General features: G+C 73.1%; 20 protein-coding genes and 1 pseudogene. 9 read left to right on the forward strand and 12 right to left on the reverse strand.

Translation table 11 applies throughout. From position 1 onward, the window contains the following. Positions 1-69 precede the first annotated feature (69 nt). The 5 genes from ACYQ8Q_RS10620 to ACYQ8Q_RS10640 all read right to left on the reverse strand — a co-directional run bounded on the left by ACYQ8Q_RS10620 (position 70) and on the right by ACYQ8Q_RS10640 (position 7,154). Positions 70-1,356 carry an MFS transporter gene (locus tag ACYQ8Q_RS10620; RefSeq protein WP_460063927.1) on the reverse strand — a complete coding sequence of 429 codons (1,287 nt, stop codon included), beginning with the start codon at positions 1,354-1,356 and terminating at the stop codon, positions 70-72. A gap of 20 nt (positions 1,357-1,376) precedes the next feature. Continuing rightward, entirely contained in the window at positions 1,377-2,771 is a 1,395-nt protein-coding gene (locus tag ACYQ8Q_RS10625) for a CitMHS family transporter (protein ID WP_460063929.1), read from the reverse strand. Positions 2,772-2,895: 124 nt separating this feature from the next. Continuing rightward, entirely contained in the window at positions 2,896-5,136 is a 2,241-nt protein-coding gene (locus tag ACYQ8Q_RS10630; RefSeq protein WP_460063931.1) for a molybdopterin oxidoreductase family protein, read from the reverse strand. Positions 5,137-5,947: 811 nt separating this feature from the next. Next, positions 5,948-6,565 carry a TetR family transcriptional regulator gene (locus ACYQ8Q_RS10635; RefSeq protein WP_460063934.1) on the reverse strand — a complete coding sequence of 206 codons (618 nt, stop codon included), beginning with the start codon at positions 6,563-6,565 and terminating at the stop codon, positions 5,948-5,950. Positions 6,566-6,629: 64 nt separating this feature from the next. Further along, positions 6,630-7,154 (reverse strand): hypothetical protein, encoded by a 525-nt coding sequence (locus ACYQ8Q_RS10640; RefSeq protein ID WP_460063935.1) that lies wholly within the window; start codon positions 7,152-7,154, stop codon positions 6,630-6,632. A 186-nt stretch (positions 7,155-7,340) separates the two neighbouring features. Between ACYQ8Q_RS10640 and hmgA the strand changes: the two genes are divergently transcribed. The 3 genes from hmgA to ACYQ8Q_RS10655 are packed head-to-tail and all read left to right on the forward strand — an operon-like array spanning position 7,341 to position 10,634. Beyond that, positions 7,341-8,699, forward strand: a complete 1,359-nt coding sequence (hmgA, locus tag ACYQ8Q_RS10645; protein WP_460063936.1) for a homogentisate 1,2-dioxygenase — start codon at positions 7,341-7,343, stop codon at positions 8,697-8,699. Continuing rightward, positions 8,696-9,457, forward strand: coding sequence for a GntR family transcriptional regulator (locus tag ACYQ8Q_RS10650; RefSeq protein ID WP_460063938.1), 762 nt, complete (start codon positions 8,696-8,698; stop codon positions 9,455-9,457). The genes hmgA and ACYQ8Q_RS10650 overlap by 4 nt, the downstream gene beginning before the upstream one ends. A 25-nt stretch (positions 9,458-9,482) precedes the next feature. Then, on the forward strand, positions 9,483-10,634 hold the full coding sequence (locus tag ACYQ8Q_RS10655; RefSeq protein WP_460063940.1) for a type ISP restriction/modification enzyme: 1,152 nt from the start codon (positions 9,483-9,485) through the stop codon (positions 10,632-10,634). A 1-nt stretch (position 10,635) separates the two neighbouring features. Here ACYQ8Q_RS10655 and ACYQ8Q_RS10660 read toward each other — a convergent pair whose 3' ends face one another. The 4 genes from ACYQ8Q_RS10660 to ACYQ8Q_RS10675 all read right to left on the reverse strand — a co-directional run bounded on the left by ACYQ8Q_RS10660 (position 10,636) and on the right by ACYQ8Q_RS10675 (position 16,426). Beyond that, complete coding sequence (locus ACYQ8Q_RS10660) at positions 10,636-11,739, reverse strand: glycoside hydrolase family 26 protein (protein ID WP_460063943.1); 1,104 nt, start codon at positions 11,737-11,739, stop codon at positions 10,636-10,638. Further along, positions 11,736-13,430: a glycosyltransferase family 2 protein gene (locus tag ACYQ8Q_RS10665; protein ID WP_460063945.1), complete on the reverse strand. Its 1,695-nt coding sequence runs from the start codon at positions 13,428-13,430 to the stop codon at positions 11,736-11,738. The genes ACYQ8Q_RS10660 and ACYQ8Q_RS10665 overlap by 4 nt, the downstream gene beginning before the upstream one ends. 116 nt (positions 13,431-13,546) lie before the next feature. Continuing rightward, complete coding sequence (locus tag ACYQ8Q_RS10670; RefSeq protein WP_460063948.1) at positions 13,547-15,697, reverse strand: outer membrane protein assembly factor BamB family protein; 2,151 nt, start codon at positions 15,695-15,697, stop codon at positions 13,547-13,549. 15 nt (positions 15,698-15,712) lie between these two features. Further along, positions 15,713-16,426: a TetR/AcrR family transcriptional regulator gene (locus ACYQ8Q_RS10675; RefSeq protein ID WP_460063950.1), complete on the reverse strand. Its 714-nt coding sequence runs from the start codon at positions 16,424-16,426 to the stop codon at positions 15,713-15,715. Between the two features lie 63 nt (positions 16,427-16,489). On the opposite strand from ACYQ8Q_RS10675, the gene ACYQ8Q_RS10680 reads away from it, so the two are divergent. The 3 genes and pseudogenes from ACYQ8Q_RS10680 to ACYQ8Q_RS10690 all read left to right on the forward strand — a co-directional run. After that, positions 16,490-17,434 carry an ATP-binding cassette domain-containing protein gene (locus ACYQ8Q_RS10680; RefSeq protein ID WP_460063954.1) on the forward strand — a complete coding sequence of 315 codons (945 nt, stop codon included), beginning with the start codon at positions 16,490-16,492 and terminating at the stop codon, positions 17,432-17,434. Then, a complete protein-coding gene (locus ACYQ8Q_RS10685) occupies positions 17,431-18,213 on the forward strand; it encodes an ABC transporter permease (protein ID WP_460063956.1) in 783 nt (260 codons plus the stop codon). The genes ACYQ8Q_RS10680 and ACYQ8Q_RS10685 overlap by 4 nt, the downstream gene beginning before the upstream one ends. Positions 18,214-18,219: 6 nt before the next feature. After that, positions 18,220-18,422 (forward strand): annotated as a pseudogene (locus ACYQ8Q_RS10690) (CoA transferase); the annotation flags it as partial. A 9-nt stretch (positions 18,423-18,431) separates the two neighbouring features. On the opposite strand, the gene ACYQ8Q_RS10695 reads toward ACYQ8Q_RS10690, so the two are convergent. The 3 genes from ACYQ8Q_RS10695 to ACYQ8Q_RS10705 all read right to left on the reverse strand — a co-directional run bounded on the left by ACYQ8Q_RS10695 (position 18,432) and on the right by ACYQ8Q_RS10705 (position 20,182). Next, complete coding sequence (locus ACYQ8Q_RS10695) at positions 18,432-18,695, reverse strand: hypothetical protein (protein WP_359282265.1); 264 nt, start codon at positions 18,693-18,695, stop codon at positions 18,432-18,434. Positions 18,696-18,821: 126 nt separating this feature from the next. After that, positions 18,822-19,643, reverse strand: a complete 822-nt coding sequence (locus tag ACYQ8Q_RS10700; RefSeq protein ID WP_460063959.1) for an anti-sigma factor — start codon at positions 19,641-19,643, stop codon at positions 18,822-18,824. Continuing rightward, complete coding sequence (locus tag ACYQ8Q_RS10705) at positions 19,640-20,182, reverse strand: sigma-70 family RNA polymerase sigma factor (RefSeq protein ID WP_055631884.1); 543 nt, start codon at positions 20,180-20,182, stop codon at positions 19,640-19,642. Before ACYQ8Q_RS10705 ends, ACYQ8Q_RS10700 begins: the two co-directional genes overlap by 4 nt. 212 nt (positions 20,183-20,394) lie before the next feature. Between ACYQ8Q_RS10705 and ACYQ8Q_RS10710 the strand changes: the two genes are divergently transcribed. From ACYQ8Q_RS10710 to ACYQ8Q_RS10720, 3 genes are all read left to right on the forward strand, one after another. Further along, complete coding sequence (locus ACYQ8Q_RS10710) at positions 20,395-21,918, forward strand: DUF4331 domain-containing protein (RefSeq protein ID WP_460063962.1); 1,524 nt, start codon at positions 20,395-20,397, stop codon at positions 21,916-21,918. A gap of 175 nt (positions 21,919-22,093) precedes the next feature. After that, the gene (locus tag ACYQ8Q_RS10715) at positions 22,094-24,088 is read left to right on the forward strand and encodes a tetratricopeptide repeat protein (protein WP_460063963.1); all 1,995 of its coding nucleotides are present in this window, start codon (positions 22,094-22,096) and stop codon (positions 24,086-24,088) included. After that, entirely contained in the window at positions 24,085-25,809 is a 1,725-nt protein-coding gene (locus tag ACYQ8Q_RS10720) for a nickel transporter (RefSeq protein WP_460063965.1), read from the forward strand. Before ACYQ8Q_RS10715 ends, ACYQ8Q_RS10720 begins: the two co-directional genes overlap by 4 nt. Positions 25,810-25,827 lie beyond the last annotated feature (18 nt).

Genomic DNA, 25,827 nt, shown 5'->3' on the forward strand with positions numbered 1-25,827 from the left:
ATTTTCATACAAATCACTCTTCTTCTGACTCTTTGTCACATGCGCGCACCGAACGACGGGAGCCTCGCCCTACGCTCCGTCGGCCTTCCCTCTTACTTCCCTCTTACGGCCCACCGGTGAGCCAGGGCCGGAACCGGAGCCGGAGCCGGAGCGGCGCGGCTCGGTGACCGCCTCGCGCGGCTCGGCCGGCTTCGCCGGGGAGCGCAGGGCCACCCCCGACGACACCAGCAGCAGCGCGCCCAGCATCACGAAGGGCGCCGCCACCCCGGCGACCCCGGCGACCAGCCCCGCCGTGGCGGGCGCGGCGACCTGGCCGAGACGGTTGCCGGTGAGCCGCAGCGCGAGGGCCGTGGAACGGGCACCGTCGGGCGCGGCCTGCACGACCGTCGTCATGGACAGCGGCTGCCCCACCCCGAGACAGAAGCCGAGGACGGCGAGGATCACACCGAGCGCCCAGACCGGCACCGGCAGCGCGATCCCCGCGCACAGCAGCGCCGCCAGCAGACAGGTCACGGCGAGCAGCAGCGCCCGGCCGAGCAGCCGCAGCAGCGGGGTGAGGACGAGCCGGCAGGCGATGGTGGCCGCCGCGCGGACGCTGAGCAGGACACCGATCACGGAGGGCGCGATGCCCCGGTGCTCGCCGACCACCGGCAGGTAGGCGGTGAGGATGTCGGTCGCGGAGAGCACGGCGAGGCTGACGAAGATGCCGGCCGGGACGCCCCGGGCGCGCAGGATGCGGCCGACGGGGACGCGATCGCCGCCTGCCGTACGGGACTTGGACGCCGTATCGCGGTGTTCGATGCGCCAGAGGGAGGTGAACGCGACCGCGCAGCCCGCGCCCGCGACGAGGAGGGCGAGCGCGCTGGTGTGCGTCATGTCGTCGCGGGCGATCAGAGCGCCCGCCGCGATCGGGCCGACCAGCTGGCCGAGCGAGGCGCCGATCGTGAAGTGGCCGAAGTTGCGGTCCTGTTCGTGCGGGGCGGACTGGCGGGCGACCAGCGACTGGGAGCCGATGACGAAGCACAGGTGGCCGAGGCCCATCACGCCGCTCCACAGCGCCATCGCCCACAGGGAGCCCGCGAGGCCGCTCAGGGCGCAGCCGCCGGAGATGAGGACCACGCCCACCGGCAGCAGCGGGGCGCACCGGCCGTGGTCCGTGCGGCGGCCGAGCGGTACGGCGGCGAAGAGCGGCAACAGGGCGTAGACGCCCGCGATGACGCCGACGGCCCGTTCGTCGGCGCCCAGCGCGAGGGCCCGGTAGGAGACGGCGGGCCGCGCCATCGACACCGCCCCCTGCGCGAAGGAGAAGGCGATGACGAGCCGGAGCAGCCAGCCGCGGTTCCTGCCGGGCCTCACGAAGTCCTCCATGGGGTAGCTCAGATGATGCCGAACAGCAGGCCCGCCCCGAGGATCACCAGACAGGTGAGGGCGGCCCACTTGACCACGAAGCGGGTGTGGTCGCCGAACTCGACCTTCGCCATGCCGACCAGGACGTAGACGGCCGGGACGAGCGGGCTCGACATGTGCAGGGGCTGGCCGACGAGCGAGGCGCGGGCCATCTCCAGCGGTGTGACCCCGTGCGCGGCGCCGGCCTCGGCGAGGACCGGCAGGACGCCGAAGTAGAAGCCGTCGTTGGACATGAAGTAGGTGAGCGGGAGGCTCAGCAGGCCGGTGACGAGGGCCATGTGCGGGCCCATGCCGGAGGGGATGACATCGACCATCCACCTGGCCATGTGGTCGACCATACCGGTGCCCTGGAGGACGCCGGTGAAGACGGCGGCGGCGAAGACCATGCCGGAGACGTTGAGGACGTTGTCGGCGTGGGCGGCGAGCCGGGCCTTCTGGTCGGGGATGTGCGGGAAGTTGACGGTGAGCGCGGCCGCGGCGCCGAGCAGGAACAGCACCGGGATCGGCAGCCACTCCATGATCATGGCGGTCAGCAGGGTGACCGTGAGCAGCGCGTTGAACCAGTACAGCTTGGGGCGCAGGGTGGTCCGGTTCGGGTCGAGACCCTGGAAGCCCTCGTCCTGCGGCTCCTCGGGCAGGGACGCGCCGCCGCTGCCGCCGGTGGCCTTCGTCTCGGTACCGCTGCCGGCGCCGGCGCCCACGAGGACGGTCTCGGCCTCCTGGGGCTCCAGCGCCTCGTCCAGCGTCAGCACGCCGAGCCGCGTGCGCTCGCGGCGGCCGAGGACGTACGCGAGGACGAAGACGAAGAGCAGGCCCACGGCCAGCGCCGGGATCATCGGCACGAAGATGTCGCTCGCGTCGAGCTTCAGCGCGGTCGCGGCGCGGGCGGTCGGGCCGCCCCAGGGCAGCGTGTTCATCACGCCGTTGGCCATGGCGGCCACACCGGTCATCACGACCAGGCTCATCTTCAGGCGCTTGTACAGCGGGTACATCGCCGAGACGGTGATCATGAAGGTGGTGGAGCCGTCGCCGTCGAGGGAGACGATCGCGGCGAGCAGCGCCGTGCCGACGACGATGCGCAGCGGGTCGGCCCTGCAGAACTTCAGGATGCCCCGGACGATCGGGTCGAAGAGGCCGACATCGATCATCACACCGAAGTAGACGATCGCGAACATGAGCATCGCCGCCGTCGGGGCGAGGCTGCCGACGCCTTCGATGACGTAGTCACCGAGTTTGGCGCCCTTTCCGACGAAGACGCAGAACAGCGCCGGGATCAGCACGAGCGCCGCGATCGGCGACATCTTCTTCATCATGATCAGGACCAGGAAGGTCGCGATCATGGCGAAGCCGAGGATGGTCAACATGAATGGATACCTAACGTTCGCCCTTGAACATCCCACCTGGGGGTCGGCGGTGCGTTGACGTTAGGTCCGTTCAATCGGCGTTAACAAGACGTTGACGTGCGAGCAATAAGCGCAATATTCCAGGTCACGGCGTTGCGACGAGCGCGGCGACTTCGACGGGCACGCCGTTGAGGACCGCGTTGCCCGACAGCGGGTCCAGCAGGCTGCCGTCGAGGAGCTGGTTGACGTTGACGCCGGGGTCGGTCGCGGCGTGGCTGAGCCGGGTGCCGGGCCGGTCGTGGCCCCAGCCGTGCGGCAGGCTCACCACGCCCCGGCGCACGCCCTCGGTGACCTCGGCCGGGGCGGTCACCTCTCCCCCGGCGCCCTTCACCCGCACCGGCGCCCCGTCCCGTACGCCGAGGCGCTCGGCGTCCTCGGGGTGGATGTGCAGGGTGCAGCGGTTGGTGCCGCCGGTGAGGGCGGGGACGTTGTGCATCCAGCTGTTGTTGGAGCGCAGATGACGGCGACCGACGAGGAGGAGTCCGTCGGGCCGCTCGGACAGGGCGGCGGTGAGCCGGGGGAGATCGTCGGCGATCGGCGGGGGCAGCAGCTCGATCCGGCCGCTCCTGGTCTTCAGGCCCTGCGGCAGGCGCGGGCGCAGCGGGCCGAGGTCGATGCCGTGCGGGTGCTCCAGGAGACGGGCGAAGGTCAGTCCGTCGGGGTCGGCGCCGAAGCCGTCGCCGTAGGGGCCGAGGCGGAGCATCAGGTCGAGCCGGCGTTCGGGGCCGGTCTCGCCGGTGAGCAGCGCGGCGAGCTCCTGGGGGTCGCGGCCGTGCACCGGTGAGTGGGCCTCCGCGACGGCCTTGCCGAGGGTCTGGCCGATGACCAGGTCGTCCACGGCGGACGGGTCGGCGCCGTGCATGCCGGTGGCGGCCAGGATCAGCCGGCAGAGGATCTCGCTCTCGGCCATCCGGCCGGGCTCCAGCGGGACGGCCGGGGGCGAGTAGCGGACCTGGTTGCGCACGGCGAGGGCGTTGAGCGCGAAGTCGTGGTGCGGGCTCTGGGCGGGCGGGGGCGGCGGCAGCACGACGTCGGCGTGGCGCGAGGTCTCGTTGAGGTACGGGTCGACGCTGACCATGAAGTCGAGCGCGCCGAGCGCCTTGTCGAGACGGTCGCCGTCCGGGGCGGACAGCACCGGGTTGGCGGCCACCGCGATGAGCGCGCGGATCGGCTCGCCCTCCTCGGTGGCGGTGTCGATCTCCTCGGCGAGCGCGGACAGCGGCAGTTCGCCCTTCGCCTCGGGGTGGCGGCTGACGCGGGAGTGCCACCGGCCGAGCCGGAAGCCGCGCCCGGGGCCGGCCGGGCGGGGCGTCCGGTCCGTCGCGGCCAGCGGGAAGAGGGCGCCGCCGGGCCGGTCGAGGTTGCCGGTGAGGATGTTGAGGACGTCGACGAGCCAGCTGCCGAGGGTGCCGAAGGGGACCGTGCAGCTGCCGATGCGGCCGTAGACCGAGGCGGTGGGGGCGGCGGCGAGTTCCCGGGCGAGGGTCCGGATGACCCCGGCCTCCACGTCACAGGCGAGGGCGACCGCCTCGGGGGCGAACTCCCGCACGGCGTCCCGGACTTCGTCGACCCCTTCGAGATGCGGGGCCAGCTCCCCCAGGTCCACGAGGTCTTCCTCGAAGAGCACGTACGTCATCGCCGCGAGCAGGAGGGCGTCGGTGCCGGGCCTGATCTCCACGTGCCGGTCGGCGAGTTTGGCGGTGCGGGTGCGGCGCGGGTCGATGACGGTGAGGGTTCCGCCGCGGGCCTTGAGCGCCTTGAGCTTGCCGGGGAAGTCGGGGGCGGTGCACAGACTCCCGTTGGACTCCAGGGGGTTGGCGCCGATGAGGAGGAGATGGTCGGTGCGGTCCAGGTCGGGCACGGGGATGGCGAGGGCGTCGCCGTAGAGCAGTCCGCTGGAGACGTGCTTGGGCATCTGGTCGACCGTGGAGGCGGTGAAGACGCTGCGGGTGCCGAGCCCGCCGAGCAGCACGGTGGGGTAGAGGGCGCCGGCCACGGTGTGGACGTTGGGGTTGCCGAGGACGACCCCGACGGAGTGCGGCCCGTACCGCTCGACGACCGGGCGGATCCCGGCGGCGACGGCGTCGAAGGCCTCCGCCCAGGTGGCCTCGCGCAGCTCGCCGCCCCGGCGGACGAGCGGGGTGCGCAGCCGGTCGGGGTCCCCGTCCACGGCGCCGAAACTGGCGCCCTTGGGGCAGATGAACCCCTTGCTGAACACATCCTCCCGGTCACCGCGGGCGCCGGTGACCTTGCTCCCCTCGACGGTGAGCGTCAGCCCGCAGGTGGCCTCGCACAGGGGGCAGATTCGCAGGGCAGTGCGGGACACGGGTCCTCCCGGGAGCGGCGGCGTTGCCTTCGTTCCGCCGAGCATACCGACCGGTATGCCCTTCGGCGAGGGGTCGCCCCCGGCAAGACCCACCGAGCCCGGCCCGAACCCGCCCCGGGAACGGCACGGCGGGGCGTGGCGGGACGCGGTGGGACGCGGCACGGGAACGGCACGGCGGGGCGCGGTGGGACGCGGTGACGGCACGGTGGGGCGCGGTGACGGCACGGTGGGGCGTGGCGGGACGCGGCGCGGGAACGGCACGGCGAGGCGTGGCGTGGCGGGACGCGGTGACGGCACGGCGCAACGTGGGAACGACACGGCACGGGAGCGGCACGGCACGGGAAGGGCGCGGATCGGCCCGTCCAAGGAACAGCAGGGCCCGGCACGACCCGGGAACGGCGCGGCGCGGCGCGAGAACAGCACGGCCCGGCAACGGCCCGGCAGGCCGGGCACAGCCCGGAACGACTTGACGCGGGAACGGCACGGCCCGACCCAGCACGGCCCGGCACACCCAGCACGGCCCGCCACGACCTCGCACGCCACAACACCGCACACACACCCCGGCAGGCCCGGCACGGCCCCGCACGCCACGGCCCGGGTGCGGCCCGGCAAGTCTGGCACGACCCTGCCCGGCGCGGCCCGACACAGCCCGCCGACCCCGCACGCCACGACACAACACGCCCCCGCACGGCACGGCCCGGCAAGCCTGCACGACCCCGCCCGACACAGCCCGCCATAACCCCGCACGCCACGACACAACACGCCCCCGCACGGCACGCCACGGTGCGGCCCGGCCCGGCGTCAGGAAGGCTCAGTCCAGTACGCGTGCCAGATACGCCCGCAGCAGCTCCCGCATTTCCGCGATCACCTTCGCGTCGCCCTCCGGGTCCACGCGGAAGGCCAGCTGGACCAGGGTGTCGGCGGTTTCGACGGCGATGAGGAAGGTGCGGCGCAGATCGTCGTCGGGGGTGCGGTCGAGGTAGGCGGAGAGCAGGTCGGTGAGGCGGTCGGCGACGCGGTGGTTGGGTTCGGCCTGGCGGGCACCGACCGGGATCTGGTTGCCGAAGTCGACGAGGGAGAAGCCGGGCGCGGTGCGCTTCATGGCCAGGTACTCGTCGAGCACGGCGTCCATGGCGGCCCGCCAGTCACCGTGCCGGGCCCCCTCGAGCCGCTCCGTGACGCGCTCCGACCAGCGCTCCAGGTTGCGCTGGGCGAGGGCGTCGGCCATCTGCCGCTTGTTGCCGAAGAACCGGTAGACGGAGCCGATGGGCACACCGGCGCGCTGGGCGACGGCGCGGGTGCTCAGGGCGTCGTAGCCGACCTCGTCCAGCAGGTCGGCGCAGGCGTCCAGGATCCTGGTCAGCCGTTCGGCACTGCGCCGCTGGACCGGCGCACGACGGAGCGATGTCGCTTGGGGCACGGACTTCATGATGCCTTTCCGTCGGAGCCTGGTGGAACCTCGCCCCCGGTACGGAGAAAGGTGGCCGTTGCACTCAAGGTGCCCCGGAGGGGGACGGTGAGGGCTCCGAGACCGTGATGTCGGCCGTGCTCTCGACGGGCTTGCCGTCGACGGCCCAGACCGTGCCGTCGTCCGCGTACAGCCGCGCGGTCACCTGGTGGGTGCCGTGCGGGAGGTAACCGGCGGGGATACGGTAGGCCGGGCTGCGCAGATCGGCCACGGGCTGGCCGTCGACCGAGAGCCGGGCGGTGCCGTGGCCGGTGACCGCCCTGGCGCGCGCGCCGGACGGCGAGAGGCGGAAGTCGGTCAGCCGCAGCCGGACGTCCCAGCTGCCGTCGCTGTCGGGCTGGACCTCGACGCCCACCCGGGGCGCGCCCTTCTTGTCCACCTCGCGGTAGTGACGCCCGTCGTCGTCCGTGTCGTCCAGGACCTTGCCGACGGGCGAGGGCGAGACCACGGTCCCCTGTTCCCGGGCATCACCGGACCCGCAGCCCACGGCTCCGGCCAGCGGCAGGACACAGACCGTGAGCGCGACGACGGCTGCGCGCTTCCACGACATGCCCGGGAGATTAGAGCACCTGTCCGACACGCGGATCCCCCTGGGGTCTGGTTCTGGCCGGGTGTGATCGTCCTCAGTGAGGAGGAGCGGCGGACCTCTTGCGCCCACGAAAACGCAATCCTACGGTGATGCATAGGAATCGGCCGGGCAAGGAACCGCAAGGAACCGCCACGCGAGGGAGCGACGATGAGCAGCGGGGACGCACGCAAGACCGCCGAGGGACTGTCCTACCTCTCGGGGTTCGGCAACGAGCACGCCTCCGAGGCCGTGCCGGGCGCGCTCCCCGAGGGCCGCAACGCGCCGCAGCGCGCCCCGCTCGGCCTGTACGCGGAACAGCTCAGCGGTACGGCCTTCACCGAGCCGCGCGCCCGCAACCGCCGTTCCTGGCTGTACCGGATCCGCCCCTCGGCCGCCCACCCGGAATTCACCCGCGCCGGCAACGGTGAGCTGCGCACCGGCCCGTTCACCGAGACGGTCGCCGACCCCAACCGGCTGCGCTGGGAGCCGCTGCCCGAGCCCGCCGACGGCACCGACTTCCTCGCCGGTCTGTGGACCCTGGGCGGGAACGGCGACGCCGCGCAGCGCACCGGCATGGCCGTGCACCTCTACCACGCGAACGCCTCCATGGACCGGGTCTTCGGCGACTCCGACGGCGAGCTGCTGATCGTGCCCGAGCGGGGCGGGCTGCTGCTGCGCACCGAGTTCGGGCTGCTGCACGCCGAGGCGGGGCACGTGGCGCTGATCCCGCGCGGGGTGCGCTTTCGCGTGGAGCTCCTGGACGCCTCCGCGCGCGGGTACGTCTGCGAGAACTACGGCGCCCCCTTCCACCTCCCCGACCTCGGCCCGATCGGCGCCAACGGACTGGCCAACCCGCGCGACTTCCGCGCGCCCGTCGCCGCGTACGAGGACGTCGAGGGGCCGGTGGAGGTGGTCAACAAGTTCTGCGGCAACCTCTGGAGCGCGACGTACGACCACTCGCCGCTCGATGTGGTCGCCTGGCACGGCAACCATGTCCCGTACGTCTACGACCTGCGCCGCTTCAATGTCATCGGGAGCATCTCGTACGACCATCCGGACCCGTCGATCTTCACGGTGCTGACGTCCCCGTCGGACACCCCGGGTCTGGCCGAGGTCGACTTCGTGGTGTTCGCGCCGCGCTGGCTGGTGGGCGAGGACACCTTCCGGCCGCCGTACTTCCACCGGAACGTGATGAGCGAGTACATGGGGCTGATCGAGGGCGCGTACGACGCGAAGTCGGCCGGAAAGGGCGGCTTCGTGCCGGGCGGCGGCTCGCTGCACAACATGATGTCGGCGCACGGGCCGGACCGGGAGACCTTCGACCGGGCGAGCGCCGCCGAGCTGCGGCCGCAGCGGGTCGACGACGGCCTCGCGTTCATGTTCGAGACACGGTGGCCGCTCACCCTCACCCCGCACGCGGCCGGCGCGGACCATCGGCAGCGGCGCTACGACGACGTGTGGCACGGCCTCGAACGCCACTTCCGCCCCTTGCACCGGCCCGTGCCGACCGGTACGGATGGCCCGTGACCTCCTTCGCCCCGGACTCGATCGTCCTCAACCGCAAGCTGCCGCTCTGGTACCAGGTGTCGCAGTCGCTGCGCGCCTCGATACTCGGCCGCTCGCCCCGCGACCCGCTGCGGCTGCCCACCGAGGAGCGGCTGGCCGAGCACTACGGGGTGAGCGTGCTGACCATGCGGCAGGCGCTGAAGGAACTGGAGGACGAGGGTCTGATCACCCGGCACCGGCGGCGCGGCACGTTCATCGAGCCGGATGCGCGGCGGGGGGCGCCGGTGCGGCTGCTGGGCTCGGTCGACGCGATCGTGGCCCAGCAGTCCGGCATGGCGACCCGGCTGCTCGGGCACGGGCGGGCCCCGGTGCCCGCCGGACTCGCCGAGCACTTCCCGGACCTGGCCGAGGTGGCGACGTACCACCGGCTGCGCAGCGACGAGAAGACGGGCGAGCCGACCAACCACGCCCGCAACTACGTCCGTCCCGAGATCGCCGCCCGGATCGACCCGGACGACCTGGTGCGCTGGCCGATGACCAAGGTGCTCAGGGACGTGGTGGGCGCGGACATCGCCCGGATCACCGACACCGTGGAGGCCCGGCTCGCGGACCCGGAGACCGCGCAGCTGCTCCAAGTGCCCCTGCTCAGCCCGATCCTGCACTACACGGGCGTCATCCACGACGGCGACGGGCGGGTCCTCGACGCGGCCGTCATCCACTACCGGGGGGACCGTTTCTCCTTCTCGGTCACGCTCGACGCGACCCCCGGCACGACGTGACATGCCGCGGGCAGTCCCCCGTACCATGCCCAGCGTGACGCACGACGACGCTCCGCGGCTGGCGGACCTCATGCCGTGGTCCGTCGCACCGCCGCGGCTCGGCCGGGGGTGGCCGGCGGCCGCCGACCCGGCTTCCCTGAAGGCCCGCTGGCAGGCGCTGGTGACGGCCGAGGGCCCGGAGCGCGAGGCCCTGTTCGAGCCGACGCGCTCGCGCACCCTGCACACCGCGGTCGGCCGGCTGCCCGGCGGCGACGGCGGCACCGAACGGCTGGTCCGGGCGTCCGGCCCCTGCGCGGAGCCCGTACGGGTGCTGGCCGCCCCGTTCGACGAGCAGTGGCTGATCCCCGACCACCGGCTGATCGACGCGGCCCGCCCGGAACTGTGGCGGGTGGCGGACGAACGGCAGGTGTTCGTGGTGGAGACCCCCGACCTGCCGGCGGCCCCGCTCCTCGCCACCTCCCTGCTGCCCCTGGTGCGGCCCGGCCGCGTGCGTCCGCTGTACCGGCGTCCGGGCGGCGCGGAGCCGAATCTGGCGCCCCGGCTCCTCGAGCACCTGGGCCACTCCCCCGATCCGGTGGACTTCCTGGCCTGGACCCTGACGGCCGTCCGCCCCGATCTCACCGTCCCGCTCCCCCGGGACCCCGAGGTGTGGGCCCGGGGCGTCGAGTCGGGCCGGCGGGCGCTGTGGCTGCTGCGCCGGGACGGCGAGCGCCCCAAGCTGCCCGGCGGCCGGCGCCCCTACGTCCGCGCCCCGCTCCCGGCCCGTCCGCTGACCCTCCTCTACGACCGTGAGGAGGAGACCCTCCATCTCGACGAAGGCCGGATCTCGCCGGTCCCGCCGGAGGCCTGGGACTTCGAGACCGGCACGGGGGTCCGGGTCCTGGAGCGCTGGTTCACCTCCCGGACCGACGAGAGCGCCGAGCCGGGCACCCTGGCGGCGATCCGTCCGGCGGTCTGGCAGCAGACGTGGACGTCCGAACTCCTCGAGCTGATCACGGTGTTGGCGCTGCTCGCGGAAGTGCACGCAGGCCGTCGGGAGCTGACCGTCACGGATCGGGTCACGGCCGGGGAGCTGCGGGCGGCCGGAGTGCTGCCGGTCCCGGACTCCGCCCGGCGCCCCGCCTCCGTGCTGGACCATCAGGAGGAGGGCCCCGAGGGGCAGTTCGCGCTGCTGTGAGTCAAGGGCCGCCCCGGGGCGAGGCGTTCGGCGACCACGGTGTGCGGTAGCGCGGTGCCGAGACCCCGGCCGTGAAGGCGCGGACGCTCGCGGCCGAGGTGGTGACCCGCCAGTCGATCACCCGGACCGCCTCGTACCAGATCACGCCGATGATCCCCGGGTGGCGGGGCAGCGAGCGGAACATGTCGGTGATCCACTCCGCCTTGCGGCCGGCCGCGTCCGTGGCCCCCACCTCGGTGATCACCAGGGGCTTCGCGGTGAGCCGGCGCAGCCGCCGCTCCGAGGCGGTGAAGATCCGGTCGAAGGACTGGTAGTTCTCCAGACCCACGGTGCCGTAGTAGCCGGACAGGCCCACCCAGTCCACGTACGCGTCCCCGGGGTAGAGCTCCTCGAACGGGGTGGCGTTCTCGTAGTGGACGTTGGGGCTCCACACCCAGACCGCGTTGTCGGCGCCCGCCTGCTCGAAGAGGCGGTGCACATGCCGCCAGGCCCGCGCGTACTCGCCCGGCCGGTTGCCGTTGGCCTGCTCGCACCACGGGTACCAGTAGCCGTTCATCTCGTGGGCGAAGCGGATCCCCACCGGGTAGCCGAGCGAGGCGACGCCCTTCGCCCAGGCGCGGATGTACGGGTCGAAGGCGCCGTCGATGATCCGGGAGAGCCGGTAGCGGGGCTGGACCCCGCGCAGTCGCTCCTCGTCGGGCTCGGCGCGGTGGTCCCAGGGTTCCCAGGCCAGCAGGGGCATCATGCCGCGCCGGGCGATGTCGTCGACGGGCCCGGCGTCGAAGGGGTCGCTCGCCCAGTCCAGGGAGAACTCGTAGACCTGCGGGAGGTGTCCGGTGGCCCGGGTGAAGCGGGCCGCCTCGGTGAGGTCGTGGACGCCCGCGTCGGTCATGATGCCGACGAAGGCGTCCCCGGGCGCGGGGAACGTGGCCCGGCGGTCCGGGCGGCCCCGGTGGACGGGGTGGGTGGGCGGCAGCGCCGCGTCGATCGCGGCCGTGCGGCGCCGGTCCCGCTCGCCCGCGAGGTGCGGCGCCACGACGAAGACGTACCCGCCGAGCAGCAGGGCGAGGACCACGGCGAGCACCCGTGCCGGGGTGGGCCTCACCGGGTCTCCCGGGCCGCGAGCAGCGGCGGCAGCAGTCCCGTCAGCAGCGCCAGCACCGCCCACAGCCGGGGTGCCGGGTTGGTGTGGCCGAGGAGGTGACTGGCCGTCAGCGGGGCCGCCATGAGGGCCGCCCAGAGCAGATGGAGCCGGAAGGTGCGCGGTGAGTCGGGGCTGCGCAGCTCGCCCTTGGCGGTGACCGCGTAGCCGAGGGGGCGGCGCAGGAGCGCGGAGAGGGCGGCCGACACGTAGACGGGCCCGGCGAACAGGGCCAGGGCGAAACCCCGGACGCCGAGTTCGCGCCGCTCGTGCTCGGCGAGGTTGAAGCGGCGCAGCCACCACCACAGCCACAGCCAGTTCCCCATACCGGCCGACCACAGGCCCAGCCAGGTCGGCCCGTCGAGACCGGCGGTCGTCACCCCGAGCAGCAGGGCGAGGGCGGTGGCGAGCGTGCCGAGGAGGAGGGTCGCGGCGACGCTCGGGTAGTAGAACTGGACCAGGGCGTAGAGCAGCCGCTGGCGCCGGTCGAGCCGGATGCCCTCGGTGAGGCGGCGGTTGAGCTTGATCTCCCAGACGCCGTAGGCCCAGCGCTTCTGCTGGTTGAAGTAGTCGGTCCAGCTGGTGGGGCCCTCGCCGACGGCGATCACGTCCGGGGTGTAGACACCCTTCCAGCGGTGGCCGGTGGCCGGGTTGACCGTGCCCTGGACGCGCATGCTGGTCAGATGGTCCTCGATGATCGAGTCCTGGTAGCCGCCGATGCTCCGCCAGGCCGTCGCCCGGTAGAGGTGGTTGGTGCCGATCAGCAGCGGCGCGCCGAGGCCGTTGCCGCCGCGCTCGACGATCCCGCTGAACAGGTACTGCTGGACGGAGGCGCCGTGCGCGATCCAGTTGTCGTCCATGTTGCCGTACACCTGGGGCGCGACGACGAACGCGACGTCGGGGTCGTGGAAGTAGCCGAGGCAGCGTTCCAGGAAGCAGGGCAGCGGGACGTGGTCGGGGTCCATCTGGGCGATCACGTCGTAGCCGCGCTCGTGCTCGGCGCGCCACGCGTTGTGGTTCCCGGCCTTGGTCCGGGTGCGGAAGATCCCCCAGGGCCGGTGGTACTCGGGGCGGCCGTTGCGGGTGAAGTGGTGGACGCCGAGGCGCGCGGCGAGGGCGCGTACGGCGGGGTCGTCGCCCTCGTCCAGGATCCACACGTCGACGCTGCCGCCGTAGTAGGTGACCCGGCGCATGGCCCGCAGGGTGCGTTCCACGACGTCGAGGGGTTCCTTGGCGGGCACGATGGTGGTCAGCATCGCCACCCGCAGGCCGATCGGCGGGGTGAGCGGCACGGGGTCGCGGGCGTGCCGGGCGAACGTCCAGACGGCGAAGACCTGCACCACCTTGACGAGTTCGATGGTGACGACCACGCAGAAGGCGAGCCGGGCGAGGATCAGCCGCCAGTCGCCGAGCGCCAGGGCGCCGCCGCCGGGCACGTGCCGGGGCAGCAGCAGCCACCCGGCGAGCACGAGCCCGCTGCACCCGGTGAGCAGCGCGAGGGCGGTGAGGGCGATCCGCTGCGAGGTGCTCAGCACGCTCCGGAACCGCACCTCCACCGGGCCGCCGCCCGTCGGCGCCGACAGCGGCCCGGTGAGCCGGGCACAGCGCCGGTACGACTCCCGCGCCCCCGTCTGTGCTTTCGCCGTCCAGGACACCGGCTCCCACCTCCCCCGCGAAGAACCCCCGGGCCGTACTTCAGACACGCACCGCCGACGGCCGGTTCCGGCCGGCGGGGGCGCGTGGGAGCGCGGGCGGAGCGCGCGGGGGAACGTCAGGTGCGCACGGCGTAGAGCCGGCTGTCGGCGCCCCCGAAGTACACGGCGTCGGCGGTGGCGGTGGGCGGCCCCACCTCCGCACCGGCCGTGAACGTCCAGCGCTTCTCACCGCTGCCGGCGTCGACCGCGTACAGCCGCTGGTCGCTGCTTCCGACGTACACGACCCCGTCGGCGGCGGCGGGCGCGCCCACGTCCCCGTCGGTGGCGAGCGACCAGCGCCGCTCGCCGGTCCGGGCGTCCCAGGCGCGCAGTTCCCGCCCGCTCCCGCAGTAGACAGTCCCCCGCGCCACGAGCGGTCCGGCCTGGGCGGAGACCCCCTTCGCCCGCCAGACCTCCGTCCCGCCCGCGACCCGGACTGCGTACAGGTTCCGGTCGGTGCTCCCGAAGTACACGAGCCCGCCCGTCACCACCGGGAACCACGAGACGGCGCCCGCCGTGGTGAACCGCCAGCGCAGCTTGCCGGTGGCCGCGTCGACGGCGTACAGGCGGGTGTCGCTGCACCCCACGTAGACGGTGTCGCCGGCGACCGTGGGCGAGTGGGTGTCGTGGCCGGTCCTGAACCGCCACCGCCTGCTCCCGTCCGAGACGTCGACGGCGTAGAGATACCCGTCCGAGCTGCCGAGGTAGGCGACCCCGCCGCCGACCGCGGGCGAGTGCACGATCCCGCCCGTGCGGAACGCCCAGCGTCTGGCGCCCGAGCGGGCGTCGAGGGCGTACAGCCCGCCGTCGTCGCCGCCGAGATAGACCACGCCGCCGAGCACCCAGGGCGCCGAGCCCAGCGCCGCACCGGTCGTGTACGACCATCTGCGCGCCCCGGACGCCACGTCGACGGCGTACAGCGTGCCGTCGTTGCTCGCCGCGTAGACCAGGTCCCCGGCGACACTCGGGTGGTTGACGAGCACACCGGTGACCGGGAACCGCCACAGCCGGGTGCCCGCCCTCGCCGGGGGCCCGTCGTCGAGCAGCTTCCAGCCGGTGAACCCGAGGGCGGCGGAGGCGGTGACCCCGGCGGCGGCGAGGAGGAGACGACGACGGGTGGGGGCGGAGGGGGCCGCCGGGGCAGGCTCGGGGCCGGGGGCGGGGGCCGTGGCCGGCGGGTGGGTGGGGCCGCGCGGGGCGGACGCCCCGACGGCGTCCGGGTGCCGGCGGCCCGTCCCCGCGCCCCGGACCAGGAGGTGCCGTGGATCGCCGGTGCGGACCGGGGCCGTCGTGCCGAGGGCGGCCGCGACCTCGCCGAGGCCGGGGCGCCGTGCCGCGTCCTTGGCCAGACAGGCGGCCACGACGCCGAGCAGCCGGTCCGGGACCGCTTCCAGATACGGCTCCTCGTGGACGATGCGGTACAGCAGCACATCGGGCGAGGCCTCGCCGAACGGCCCGGTGCCGGTGGACGCGAAGACCAGGACGGCCCCGAGCGCGAAGACGTCGGTGGCGGTCCCGGTGCCCTCGCCGCGGATCTGCTCCGGTGCCATGTAGCCCGGGGAGCCCATGGTGGTACCGGTGTGGGTCAGCGCGCTGGCGTCGCTCACCTTCGAGATGCCGAAGTCGATGACGCGCGGACCGTCGGACGCCAGCAGCACATTGCCCGGCTTGAGGTCGCGGTGGACCACCCCGGCCGCGTGGATGGCGCCGAGGGCCTGCACCAGCCCGCGCCCCAGCTCGCACACCGCCCGCGCGCCGAACGGCCCGCCGCCGCGCACGGCCTCCGTCAGCGAGGGCCCGGGGATGTAGGCGGTGGCCAGCCAGGGCGGACTGCCCTCGGGATCCGCGTCGACGACGCCCGCGGTGAAGGGTCCGCCGACACAGCGGGACGCCTCGACCTCGCGGGCGAACCGCTTGCGGAAGGCGGGATCCCTGGCCAGTTCGGGCTGGATGACCTTGAGCGCGACCTGCTCGTCCGTCTCCGACCGGGCGAGATAGACCCGCCCCATACCACCGCACCCGAGCCGCGCGAGGAGCCGGTACGGACCGATGCGCCCGGGATCCTCCGCCCCCAAGGACTCCAAGCCCCCACCCCCTCGACTCCGCGCGGGATGGAGCCTTCCCCGAGGGGACTTCTGACACACAGCGGGGCCAACTCCCTCAGGGGCGCGGGGAACTGCGCGACCAGCCCCACGCACCCGCACCCGCACCCGCACCCGCACCCGCACCCGCAGAACAACCCGTCACCCCCGCGGAGCGAACGCGTCCAGCACCCTCTCCACCGCGAACCCGAAGACCGCCTCGAGATCGATCGGCCCCGGATCCTCCAGGAACGCCGCGGCCATCCGCGGATAGGCCCCGCCAGCCAGCTGGCTCCCGAGATAGCCGATCCGCACCGCGTTCTCCTGCTCCTCCGACCACGGCAGCGACCGGGCCCGCTCGGCGGTGGCCAGCTCATTGACGACGTACATCGTCACGACCCCGTTGATCATGCCGACGAGCTGCATCTTCACGCCGTACGTCGTCTCCAGCGGATCCAGGCAGGCCAGGCAGTGCTCCAGGTACCGCAGCGCGTGCGGGCTGAACCCGTACACGGGGGACATCAGCCTCGGCAGCCAGGGATGCCGGTGCATGAGCGCGCGCGTGTCGCCGGCGACCCTGCGCATGTCCGCCCGCCAGTCCCCGCTCGGCTCCCACTCCTCGTGCTCGCCGCTGACCGCGTCCACCATCAGCTCGTACAGGTCCTCCTTGCGGGGGACGTAGTTGTACAGCGACATGGTCCCGCAGCCCAGCGCGGCGGCGACATGCCGCATCGAGACCGCGTCGAGCCCGCCCTCGTCGGCGATCCGCACCGCCACCGCGGCGATGTCGGCACGGGTGTACGCGGGCCTCGGCCCCCGGCCCGTCCGCTCGGGACGGGCCCAGATCACTTCGGGTACGGCCGCTCGGCCCGCCATCGATCATCACCTCGCCCACCATCGTAGTTACGTACACCGTACGTAGTGCGCTATGGTCGACCCATGACAACTACGTACGGTGTACTTAGTGAAGGTCTGGAGAAGCGGTTCGGCGAGGTGCGGGCCCTGCGCGGCCTGGATCTGGCCGTGCCGCGGGGGACGGTCTGCGGGATCCTCGGGCCGAACGGCGCGGGCAAGACGACCGCGGTACGACTGCTGACCACGCTGCTGCGTCCGGACGCGGGGTCGGCCCGGGTCGCCGGCCACGACCTGGCCCGGGAGGCGGCGGCCGTACGCCGAGCGATCGGCGTCACCGGCCAGTACGCGTCGGTCGACGGGGACCTCACCGGCCGCCAGAACCTCCGCCTCTTCGCCCGGCTGCACCGGGTACGCGGCCCGGCCGGGCGCGCCGACGACCTGCTCGCCCGTTTCGGCCTCGCCGAGGCCGCCGACCGCGCCGCCTCGACCTACTCCGGCGGGATGCGCCGCCGGCTCGACCTCGCCGCGAGCCTGATCCGCCGCCCGGAGGTGCTGTTCCTGGACGAGCCGACCACGGGCCTCGACCCTGCCTCCCGCACCGACATCTGGGACGCGGTGCGCGAGCTGAAGCGGGACGGCACCACGGTCCTGCTGACCACCCAGTACCTGGAGGAGGCGGACCGGCTCGCCGACGACATCGCCCTGATGGAGCGGGGCCGGGTGGCCGAGACCGGCTCCCCCGCCCATCTCAAGGCGCTCATCGGCTCCTACGCCGAGGTGGTCGTCGCCGACCGGGGGGAGCTGGCGCGGGCCGCCGCCGTCCTCGACCGGCTCACCGGCGCCGAACCGTCCTTCGACCACGAGCGGGGGGCCGTCGGCGCGGTCACCCGCGACGGCACGCTCACCCTCCCCCGGCTGGTCCGCGAACTCGACGCGGTGGGCGTGCCGTTGCTCGACGCGAGCCTGAGACCGCCCACCCTCGACGACGTGTTCCTGCGCCTGACCGGCGACAAGGTGATGGCGGCATGAGCGCGTTGGCGTACGACGGCACGGCCATGCTGGGCCGGCAGCTGCTGCGGGTGCGCAACAACCCGGCGCTCGTGATCCTGACCCAGACCATGCCGATCACGATGCTGCTGTTCTTCGGGTACGTCTTCGGCAGCGCGCTGGCGATGCCCGGCGCCGCGTACCGCTCCTTCCTGGTGCCGGGCCTGCTGGTGGCGACCGCCGCCAACGGGATCATGACCGGGATGTTCCAGGCGGCGCAGGACGTCCACCGGGGGGTGACGGACCGGCTGCGCACCCTGCCGATCAGCCGGGCGGCGGTGCCGCTGGGGCAGGCGGCGGCCGATGTGCTGGTGACGGCGGCGGGGACGGTGCCCTTCCTGCTGGTGGGGCTCGCGGTCGGCTGGCGTGTGGAGGGGTCGGCGGCGGGGGCCGTCGGCGCGGTGGGTCTGCTGCTGCTGTTCCGGTTCGCGTGCACCTGGGCCGGGATCTTCCTCGGGCTTCTCGCACGCAGCGAGGAGGCGGCCGGCCAGCTCGGCAGCGCCACGTTCATGCTGCCGCTGCTGTCCAACGCCTACATCCCCACGGACAATCTGCCGGGCTGGCTGCGCGCGCTCGCCGAGTGGAACCCGCTCAGCGCGGTGACCACGGCCCTGCGGAAGCTGTTCGGCAACGCGCCCGTGCCCGAGGGCGCCGCCTGGCCGGTGGCGCATCCGGTCGCCGGGTCGCTGCTCTGGTGCGCGGTGCTGATCGCGGCGTTCGCGCCGCTCGCCGTACGGCGTTACGCCCACCCCCGCACATGACCGACCCGGGAGCGGTGGCGGGGAAGTGGGTGCGCCGGTCGGGCCGTCGGGGGTGCCTGCCGCTGCCTCCGATCACACTGCCGGGCGGGTCGGAGGCGGGGAGGGGGGACGTGCCCGCGCTCGGGGAGCACACCGAAACGCTGCTGCGTGCCGCGGGGATGACGGACGAGAAGATCGCAGCGCTGCGCCGGGACGGTGTGGTCCGCTGAGCGCGGGGCTCAGTGCTTGTGTCCGCCGAACAGGGAGCGGCGCAGCCGTCGCAGGGGTGCGAACAGCGAGACGCGGGCCGTCCTGTTGCGGGCGTGAGCGGGTTCGCGTGCGGTCAGTTCGAGCATGAGCGAGGTCGCCTCGACCGTCTCCCGTTGCGGTATGGCGGGGCCCGCCAGCACCGAGAGATGGCGGTCGAGCCGCGCTTTGGTCGCGCTGCTCCCGCAGGTGATCGCAGGGACCCTCGCCCTGCTGCGCATCGTTATCTGTTCCATGTCACTCCCCACCCGTACGAGTCCACCCGGCCCGGGCAGGGTAACCCTATCGCCCCGTCCGGGCACGCGTGTAAAGAGCTCACAGGAATCACCTTCCCCGTAAGGGGGTTGACGACTCCTGTCCGATCACTCTCCGAATCCAACCGATTTCAGGGTGAGTTGGACAATCGGCTGACTGGTGGGCTGAGCTGAGCCCCCGTCGGGCTCCACGGTCACAGCGAGTGATGTCGAGGTCTTGTCGAGACCGGTCGCGACCAAGGGCGTGTCGCCGTCGAAGAGGCCCAGGGAGCGCGGTTGCACGTTGGGGCGCATGAGCCAGAGCTGATGCACCTGCCCGCCGGCCGGCTGCCCGTATCCGCTCAAGGTGATGATCGCCTCACCCTCGGACGCGGAAGCGATTACTCCGATACTGCGGCCCTTGGTGTCCGTACCCGTGTTCGCCCGGGCGTCCGGAGCTGCGAGAACGTGGGCGATCTCACGTGCCTGGGCGCGCTCCGCGTTCAACTGGTCCTGGGTGCGGTTCGCCTGGACGGCGAAGAGCGAGGCGACGACGAGCGCCGCGGCGGCGGTGGCCGTGGCGAACGGCACGAACACCGGCCGGCGCGCGCGGGGCGCACGGGAGCGTCCCGGCGCCGGCCGCGTGCCCCAGACATGTGGGGGCAGTTGGGGCTCGTACGCCCGCTCCGGCGCACGCCCCGGCTCCTGCGGGGTGGCGCGTACGGCGGCCAGCACCCGGTCACGCATCGCGGCCGGCGGCGGCGCCGACTGGGACCAGGCGAGCCGGACGGCGTCCTCGGCCAGGGCGCGCACCTCGGCGGCGCAGCGGTCGCACTTGTCGAGATGCTTCTCGAAGCGGCGGCGCTCGTCCCGCTCCAGGGCGTCCAGGGCGTAGGGCGCGGCCAGCGAGTGCAGGTCACCCCGGCCGAACAGTTTTCCGAACACACTCACGCGGCGCCTCCCAGACAGTCCCTCAGCCGCGTGAGTCCGTCGCGCATCCGGGTCTTCACTGTGCCGAGCGGCAGCTTCAGCCGCTCGGCGACCTCACGGTACGTGTAGCCGTCGTAGTAGGCGAGGGTGACGGACTGCCGCTGGAGATTGGTCAGCCGGTCCAGGCAGCGGCGCACCAACTGCCGCTCCAGGCCCGCCTCGACCTCCTCCGCCACCTGGTCGAAGGCCGGGTCGTGATAGCGCCGGCCCTCGCGCTGCTCGCGGTCGGAGGCGGCGCGGGCGCTGCGCACCCGGTCGACGGCGCGCCGGTGGGCGAGCGTGAGGATCCAGGACAGGGCGCTGCCCCGGCCGGGGTCGTAGCGGGCGGCGGAGCGCCAGGCCTCCAGGAGCACCTCCTGGGCGACCTCCTCGGACTGGGCCGGGTCGCGCACGACCCGGCGCACGAGTCCGAACACCGGCCCGGACACCAGTCCGTACAACTGCTCGAATGCCCGGTGATCCCCGCCGGCGACGAGCACCAGCAGCTCGTCCGCCTCCATCCGGTCCCCCTCTCCGCGGCCGCACCCGGGCCGTCCCGTCACACCAGGCATTCGCAACGGACACACCTCCGGATGGGGTACGGATCCGAGCGGCCGAAACGCGGGTGGAGCAGCGAAAAAAAGTTTTTTGTTTTCGACCAATCCGATCGGCCCTCCGGTCCGTATCACTGTCCGTCAGGCAAGTTGGCACAGAGGACGGACGGCAGGACGGCATGACTGCAGCTATCTCCAACAGCGGCTCGGGGCGCAAGGGCGTCGCGACTCTCATTTGTGGGGCGCTCGCCGCCGGGGGGCTCACCGCCGCCGGCGTCGCCGTTCTGGCCCCCGGAACGGCGAACGCCTCCAGCCACCGCGAGGCTCCCCTCATCTCGGGGACCCCTCAGTACGACAACACCGACTTCTACGCGTTCGTCAGCCCGGACCACCCGGACACGACGACGATCATCGCGAACGTGATCCCGTTCGAGGAGCCCGGTGGCGGCCCGAACTTCTACCAGTTCGCCGAGGACGCGCAGTACGACATCCGCATCGACAGCAACGGCGACGCGAAGGAGGACCTGGTCTTCCGCTACACGTTCAAGACGAACGTGAAGAACCGGAAGTCCTTCCTCTACAACACGGGTGTGGTCGACAGCCTGTACGACCCCGACCTGAACGTCACCCAGACCTACGACCTGACCCTGATCAAGGAGAAGGACGGCAAGGTCGAGCACGAGACCAAGCTCGCGGACGATGTGCCGGTGGCGCCGTCCAACGTGGGCAAGGCCTCGATGCCGAAGTACTCCAAGCTGCGCGACCAGGCGATCTACAAGCTGTCCAACGGCGCCAAGACGTTCGCAGGCCAGGCCGACGACCCGTTCTTCGCCGACCTGCGCGTGTTCGACCTGCTGTACGGCGGTGACCTCTCCGAGGTCGGCCGGGACACCCTCAAGGGCTACAACGTCAACACCATCGCCCTCCAGGTGCCGAACGACCTGATCGCCGAGTCCGAGGACCAGCCGATCGTCGGCATGTGGTCGACGATCCAGCGCGAGAACGCGCAGGGCTACTACGAGCAGGTCTCGCGCCTGGGCATGCCGCTGGTCAACGAGGTCGTCAACCCGATCAAGGACAAGGACAAGTTCAACGCGTCCAAGCCCAAGGACGACGCCCAGTTCCTGAAGAACGTCACCAACCCCGAGCTGCCGAAGCTCATCGAGGCGATCTTCAAGATCAAGGCGCCGGCCGAGCCGCGCAACGACCTCGTCGACGTGTTCCTCAAGGGCGTCAAGGACCTCAACCAGCCGCCGTACGTGACGCCGTCCGAGGAACTGCGCCTCAACACCTCCATCAAGCCGGCGAAGGACCCCAAGCGGCTCGGTGTGCTCGACGGCGACACCGCGGGCTTCCCGAACGGACGCCGCCTCACCGACGACGTGATCGACGTCGCGCTCCAGGTCGTCGAGGGTGAGCTGGTCGGTGCCAAGAACGACCTCGGTGACGCGGTCGACAAGAACGACAAGAAGTTCCAGAACTACTTCCCGTACGTCGGCCTGCCGACCGCCGGTTCACGCGGCAAGACCGTGAAGAGCGGCGCCGACACCAAGAGCGCCCTCGGTGACGGCCTGAGCACCACCTCCGAGAACACCCCGCTGATCGCCGCGTCCGCGGGCGCCGGCGCCGCGGGCATCCTGCTCATCGGCGGTGCCCTCATGTGGTGGCGCCGGATGCAGCGTCCGTCGTACCGCCGCCACTGAGGCACCGGCCGGACCCATCACCCGGTGGGCCGTGGAGAATCCTGCGCTCCCCGGCCCGCCTCGCTCCCCCCACGAACTGGCGCGGCCCGCGTACTCATCCCCCACGGCGCGGGCCGCGCCACCCCCTCCCCCCACACCCGCAGGCCGATTGACCCCAGGCGAGCTAGGAGAGGGCATGTCCCCGCGTACGAACCACGGCGAACCGGAGCACGAGCGGCCGGAATCCGGACCCATGTCCGAGGACGCCACCGCGGCGGACCCGGACCTGCGGGAGAACACGGCGGACGGGGCGACCGCCACGAACACCACCGCCGAGGCCCCCTCCGACAAGACCACCGAGTCCCACCCCACCCACAGCACCACCACCGAGGCCGACCCCGACCGCAGCACCACGACCACCGCGGTCACCTCCGACCCGGCGGCCACGACCACAGAGGCGTCCCCCGACGGCAGCACCACCACCACCGAGGCCAGCCCCGACCGCAGCACCACCACCGCCGAGGCCGACCCCGACCGCAGCACCACGACCACCGCGGTCACCGCCGACCCGGCGGCCACGACCACAGAGGCGTCCCCCGACGACAGCACCACCACCACCGAGGCCGACCCCGACCGCAGCACCACGACCACCGCGGTCACCTCCGACCCGGCGGCCACGACCGCCGCGGTCACCGCCGACCGCGGCACGACCGCCGCTGACGGTCCGTCCGACCGTGAGGTCGTCTCCGGCGTGGACGCCGGTCTCGGGGTCGACTCGGGCTCCGGCCCCGGGGCCGACAGCGGCTTCGACCTGGTCGACGAGCGGGTGGCCGCCGTGCGGCGGGTCGGGGCCGCCGGCCGGCGGTGGCGGCGGGTGCAGCTCGGCGCCTGTGCCGCGATGATGGCGGTGGGACTGACGGCGGGGGCGATCGCGATCGGCGCCGTCCGGGACGGCCGGGCCCCCCACGTGGCCACCGCCGCCGCCGTGTCCCCCGGCCTCCTCGCGAGCGGTGACCTGGACACCGCCATCGCCGCGCTCCAGACCCATCTGCGCGCCCAGCCCAAGGACTACGGCAGCTGGGCCACCCTCGGACTCGCCTACGTCGAGCAGGCCCGCACCAAGGGCGACCCCTCCCGCTACCCCCAGGCCGAGCAGGCCCTGAAGCGTTCCCTGTCCGTGAAGAAGGACAACGACGCGGCGCTGGCCGGCCGGGCCGCGCTCGCCGCCGCCCGCCATGACTTCGCGGGCGCGCTGACGTACGCGGACAAGGCGCTGAAGGAGAACCCCTACAGCGAACGCGCCCTGTGCTCCCGTATCGACGCCCTCGTGGAGCTCGGCCGCTACGACGACGCCGAGCAGGCCGCGAACCTCGCGGACCAACGGCGCCCCGGAGTCCCGGTGTTCACCCGCTACGCGTACGTCCACGAACTCCGCGGCGACGTCACCACCGCCCGCCGCGTCCTCGAACGGGCGCTCTCCGCGTCCACCACGCCCGGCGACATCTCCTACGTGGCCGCCCAGCTCGGCCAGCTCGCCTGGAACCAGGGCCGCTACGAGGAGGCCCTCACCTACTACGCCCGTGCCCTCGCCGCCGACGACACCTACCTCCCCGCGCTGGAGGGCAGGGCCCGCGCCCAGGCCGCGAGCGGACAGCGGGCCGAGGCGATCAAGGGGCTGGAGACCGTCGTCGCCCGCTACCCGCTGCCCGGCCCGCTCGTCGCCCTCGGCGAGCTGTACGAGGCCCGGGGCGCGCAGGGCGACGAGGAGAAGGCACAGAACCAGTACGCCCTCGTCGACGCCTGGACCGCGATCGCCCGCGCCAACGGCGTCAACGTCGACCTCGACACCGCACTCGCCGCCGCCGACCACGGGGACGGGGCGACCGCCCTGCGCGCGGCCCGCGACGACTGGTCCCGCCGGCACACCGTGCACACGGCGGACGCCCTCGCCTGGGCCCTGCACGTCAACGGCAAGGACGCCGAGGCCCTCGCCTTCGCCCGGCAGGCCACGGCCACCGGCTACCGCAACGCGAGCTTCCTCTACCACCGCGGGGTGATCGAGAAGGCCACCGGTCATCCCGACGACGCCCGTACCCATCTCGCCGCCGCGCTGAAGCTGAACCCCGGCTTCTCCCCGCTGGGCGCCCGCGAGGCCCGTACGGCACTCAAGACGCTGGAGGCGGACAAGTGAGGACCCGTCGTCTGTTCGCCTCCTGCGCGGCCGTGTTCACGGCCGGCGTCGCGCTCGCGCTGGCTCCTTCCACCAGCGCGAGCGCGCACCCCCTCGGCAACTTCACCGTCAACCGCTACGACGGTCTCGTCGCCGCGCCCGGACAGCTGCGCGTCGACCATGTCGAGGACCTCGCCGAGATCCCGGCGACCCAGGCCAAGCCCGATCTGAAGCGGCTCGGCACCACCGAGTGGGCCCGGCAGCGGTGCGAGAGCGCCGCGAGCGGCAGCAGGCTCACCGTCGACGGCGAAGCCGTCCCCCTCACGGCCGGCCGCAGCAAAGCGGTGCTGCGGCCGGGCCAGGCCGGACTGAACACCCTGCGGGTGGAGTGCCGGCTGACCGCGGAGCTGCCCGAGCAGCGGACGTTCTCCCTCTCCTTCCACAGCGAGGGCGCCTCCACCGGCCCCGGCTGGCGCGAGATCACCGCGCGCGGGGACCGGATGACGCTCACCGAGTCCGACGTACCGGAGAAGTCGGTGTCGGACGAGCTGACCACGTACCCCAAGGAGCTGCTCTCCTCGCCCGCCGACACCGCGACCGCCGCGCTGACGGTACGCCCGGGCGGCTCGGCGCTCGCCGCGGACGACGACCGGGACGCGCCCGCCGCGTCCGTCCTCCCCCGGGGCGCCGACCGCTGGACCCGGGCGCTGGACAACCTCGTCGCCCGCCAGGACCTCACCCTCGGCTTCGCCGCGCTGGCGCTGGTGATCGCCATCGTTCTCGGCGCGATGCACGCGGTGGCCCCGGGCCACGGCAAGACCATCATGGCCGCGACGGCGGCCGCCCGGGGCGGCAAGGCCCGGATGAAGGACGTCCTGCCGCTGGCCGCGTCGGTGACCATCACCCACACCCTCGGCGTGGTCGCCCTCGGCGTGCTCGTCACCGCCGGCTCGGCGGCGGCCCCCTCGGTGATCGCCTGGCTGGGTCTGGCGAGCGGCGCCCTGGTGCTCTGCGCGGGCGTCACCCTCGCCCGCCGCGCCTGGCGCAACCGGGGCCACGGGCACGGGCACGGCCACAGCCACGGCGGTCACACCCACAGCCACGGCCCCGACGGCGGCCATTCGCACGACCACGGCCACGACCACGACCACGACCACGGTCATCCGCACGACCACTCACCCACCCCCAGCCGTGAGCTCGTCCTCTCCGGCGCCTCCGCCACCCGCGTGCACAGCCTCACGAAGAAGGCCCCCGCGCCCCACGAGCACGAGCACGGACACGAGCACCACCCCGAACACACTCACGACCACGACCACGACCACAAGCACGGCCACAGCCACGCGCACGGCGGTCACACGCACACCCACGGTGGTCACACCCACACCCACGAGGTCGCCCCCACCCTCCGCGGCACCATCCTGCTCGGCTTCGCCGGCGGCATGGTCCCCAGCCCCTCCGCCGTGGTGGTGCTGGTCGGCGCGGCGGCGCTGGGGCACGCCTGGTTCGGGCTGCTGCTCGTCGTCGCGTACGGCATCGGCCTGGCGCTGACGCTGACGGCCGCCGGGTTCGCCGTGGTCAGGCTGGGGGCCGGGGCGACCCGCCTCCTGGACCGGCAGCCGCGCTGGACGACCCACCCGGTGCTGACGCTCGTCCGGCGCAATCTGCCCGTCTGGTCCGCGCTGCTCGTCGTGGCGCTCGGGGCCGGACTGGTGCTCAAGGGGGCCGCATCCGTACTCGGCTGAGCTACGTTTGTGGGGTTG

Source organism: Streptomyces sp. YKOK-I1 (assembly GCF_054660435.1).

Bases quoted from the DNA above. Each gene is read 5' to 3' on its own strand.
- ACYQ8Q_RS10625 (WP_460063929.1), bottom strand. From the start codon at position 2,771: ATGTTGACCATCCTCGGCTTCGCCATGATCGCGACCTTCCTGGTCCTG.
- ACYQ8Q_RS10635 (WP_460063934.1), bottom strand. From the start codon at position 6,565: ATGAAGTCCGTGCCCCAAGCGACATCGCTCCGTCGTGCGCCGGTCCAG.
- ACYQ8Q_RS10640 (WP_460063935.1), bottom strand. From the start codon at position 7,154: ATGTCGTGGAAGCGCGCAGCCGTCGTCGCGCTCACGGTCTGTGTCCTG.
- hmgA (WP_460063936.1), top strand. From the start codon at position 7,341: ATGAGCAGCGGGGACGCACGCAAGACCGCCGAGGGACTGTCCTACCTC.
- ACYQ8Q_RS10655 (WP_460063940.1), top strand. From the start codon at position 9,483: ATGCCCAGCGTGACGCACGACGACGCTCCGCGGCTGGCGGACCTCATG.
- ACYQ8Q_RS10675 (WP_460063950.1), bottom strand. From the start codon at position 16,426: ATGGCGGGCCGAGCGGCCGTACCCGAAGTGATCTGGGCCCGTCCCGAG.
- ACYQ8Q_RS10680 (WP_460063954.1), top strand. From the start codon at position 16,490: ATGACAACTACGTACGGTGTACTTAGTGAAGGTCTGGAGAAGCGGTTC.
- ACYQ8Q_RS10685 (WP_460063956.1), top strand. From the start codon at position 17,431: ATGAGCGCGTTGGCGTACGACGGCACGGCCATGCTGGGCCGGCAGCTG.
- ACYQ8Q_RS10695 (WP_359282265.1), bottom strand. From the start codon at position 18,695: ATGGAACAGATAACGATGCGCAGCAGGGCGAGGGTCCCTGCGATCACC.
- ACYQ8Q_RS10705 (WP_055631884.1), bottom strand. From the start codon at position 20,182: ATGGAGGCGGACGAGCTGCTGGTGCTCGTCGCCGGCGGGGATCACCGG.
- ACYQ8Q_RS10710 (WP_460063962.1), top strand. From the start codon at position 20,395: ATGACTGCAGCTATCTCCAACAGCGGCTCGGGGCGCAAGGGCGTCGCG.
- ACYQ8Q_RS10715 (WP_460063963.1), top strand. From the start codon at position 22,094: ATGTCCCCGCGTACGAACCACGGCGAACCGGAGCACGAGCGGCCGGAA.